This is a genomic window from Azospirillum sp. B506 (assembly GCF_000333595.1).
Classification (GTDB): Bacteria; Pseudomonadota; Alphaproteobacteria; order Azospirillales; family Azospirillaceae; genus Azospirillum.
Window position 1 is genome coordinate 1 of the sequence record NZ_BADK01000573.1, and the last position, 1,497, is coordinate 1,497.

3 protein-coding genes and 1 pseudogene are annotated in these 1,497 nt (G+C 69.0%); 2 read left to right on the forward strand and 2 right to left on the reverse strand.

Annotation, left to right across the window (positions count from 1 at the left end):
• Positions 1-122: 122 nt before the first annotated feature.
• Together I71_RS38350 and I71_RS16865 are read right to left on the reverse strand one after the other, a co-directional pair.
• Positions 123-269, reverse strand: coding sequence for a hypothetical protein (locus I71_RS38350; RefSeq protein ID WP_159107399.1), 147 nt, complete (start codon positions 267-269; stop codon positions 123-125).
• A gap of 13 nt (positions 270-282) precedes the next feature.
• Entirely contained in the window at positions 283-717 is a 435-nt protein-coding gene (locus I71_RS16865) for a cytochrome c maturation protein CcmE (RefSeq protein WP_042696005.1), read from the reverse strand.
• Positions 718-941: 224 nt separating this feature from the next.
• Here I71_RS16865 and I71_RS16870 point away from each other — a divergent pair, with 224 nt between their 5' ends.
• On the forward strand, positions 942-1,265 hold the full coding sequence (locus I71_RS16870; RefSeq protein ID WP_042696006.1) for a PepSY domain-containing protein: 324 nt from the start codon (positions 942-944) through the stop codon (positions 1,263-1,265).
• A gap of 4 nt (positions 1,266-1,269) precedes the next feature.
• Positions 1,270-1,497, forward strand: a pseudogene (locus tag I71_RS36080) (response regulator); the annotation flags it as partial.

Sequence of the window (1,497 nt, forward strand, 5' to 3'; positions counted from 1 at the left end):
CGCCGGTCAGGTAGGCGACGATGAAGGCGCCGGAGACTGTGGCGTGAAAGGCCAGCAGCGCGGTCATCTCGGTGGCGCTTGGCTTGCGGGCTGTCATGGTGGTCTCCGTTGCGGAAGGCGGCTCAGCCGGCGTGGTCGGCGATGGCCAGGGCGGCGATGGGCTGGGTGGGGAAGCCCACGGCTTCGTCCGCCCTGGCCTGATAGGCAGCGGCCAGCAGGCCGACGACCAGGGCGGCCAGCAGGGTGTGGAGGATCATCCTCTTCAGCATGGCGGGGGTCCGATTAGTCGTCGTCGCGGTCGCCGTGCCGGCCCTTGTCCTGGTCCTTGTCGTGGCCATGGCGGCGGCCCTCATGCTTCTGCATGGCGTTGCGACCGAAGGCGGTGCCGTCCTGGCGGATGATCTGGCCGGCCTGGATCGCGCCCTGGCGGACCCCGCCGACGACGGTGATCTGGTCGCCGGACTGGATGCCCTCGGGAAGGAAGCCGCGGCTGGCGACGTCGATACGGTCGCGGCCGTCGGTCAGGACGAACCAGTTCGCCGCCGCCTTTTCCACGGTGCCGCTCACGGTGCCGCCTCCGGCCTTGATCACGTCGGCGATGGATTGCGGACTGGTCGGCTGGATGGCCGCGGCGTGGCCGTGGTCGCCGGCCTGGGCAGCGCCGGTCGCGAGCAGGGTCGCGGCGAGGAGAGTGGGGAGGGTAACGGCTTTCAGCATGGCATCACCTGTGGTGCGGGGGAGCGCCGAAGCGCCCGATGGACCGCACTCTGCCCCACCCAGCCTGAGCCGAGCCTGAACGCGCCGTTCATCCGCCGTTCAGGCGGCAGACGGCGGCAGACGGCGGTTGAAGCGCATTCAGGGGCGGTTCGGGGATGCGACGATATGCTGGTTCAGTCGCGCGCCCCTGTTGCGCGATGCTGTTCCAGGCAGAGAGGTCGATCATGGGGACCGGTCCCGCATTCCTCCTTATTGCCCTGCTCTTTGCGGCAGGGCCGGATGCGCGTGCCGGCGACGACCACGAGCGCGCCCGCGCCGCGCTGCGCGACGGACGCATCCTGCCGCTGGAGCGGATCGTCGAAAGCGCCAAACAGCGGTTCGGCGGCGAGGTGCTCGATGTCGATCTGGAGGATGAGGAGGACGGCTTCCGCTATGAGCTGAAGCTGATCGCCGCCGATGGCCGCATCCTGAAGCTGGATTATGACGCCTCCACCGGGGAGCTGCTGCGGACCAGAGGCCGCCATCGGTCCCATGGCAGGGAGAGGTGAAACGATGCGCGTGCTGATCGTCGAAGACACGCCGGAGCTGGCCCGGCAGCTGAAACAGCGGCTGGAAGGCGAAGGTTATGCGGTGGATACCGCCGCCGACGGCGAGGAGGGCCGCTTCCTGGGCGAAACCGACCTTATGACGCGGTGATCCTCGATCTCGGGCTGCCGAAGGTCGACGGGCTGACAGTGCTGCGGTCCTGGCGGCGGGCGGGAATGAGCGTGCCTGTCCTGA

What these genes read in the sequence shown, in the direction of transcription:
- I71_RS16870 (WP_042696006.1), top strand. Translation starts at nt 942, where the DNA reads ATGGGGACCGGTCCCGCATTCCTCCTTATTGCCCTGCTCTTTGCGGCA.
- I71_RS16865 (WP_042696005.1), bottom strand. Translation starts at nt 717, where the DNA reads ATGCTGAAAGCCGTTACCCTCCCCACTCTCCTCGCCGCGACCCTGCTC.
- I71_RS38350 (WP_159107399.1), bottom strand. Translation starts at nt 269, where the DNA reads ATGCTGAAGAGGATGATCCTCCACACCCTGCTGGCCGCCCTGGTCGTC.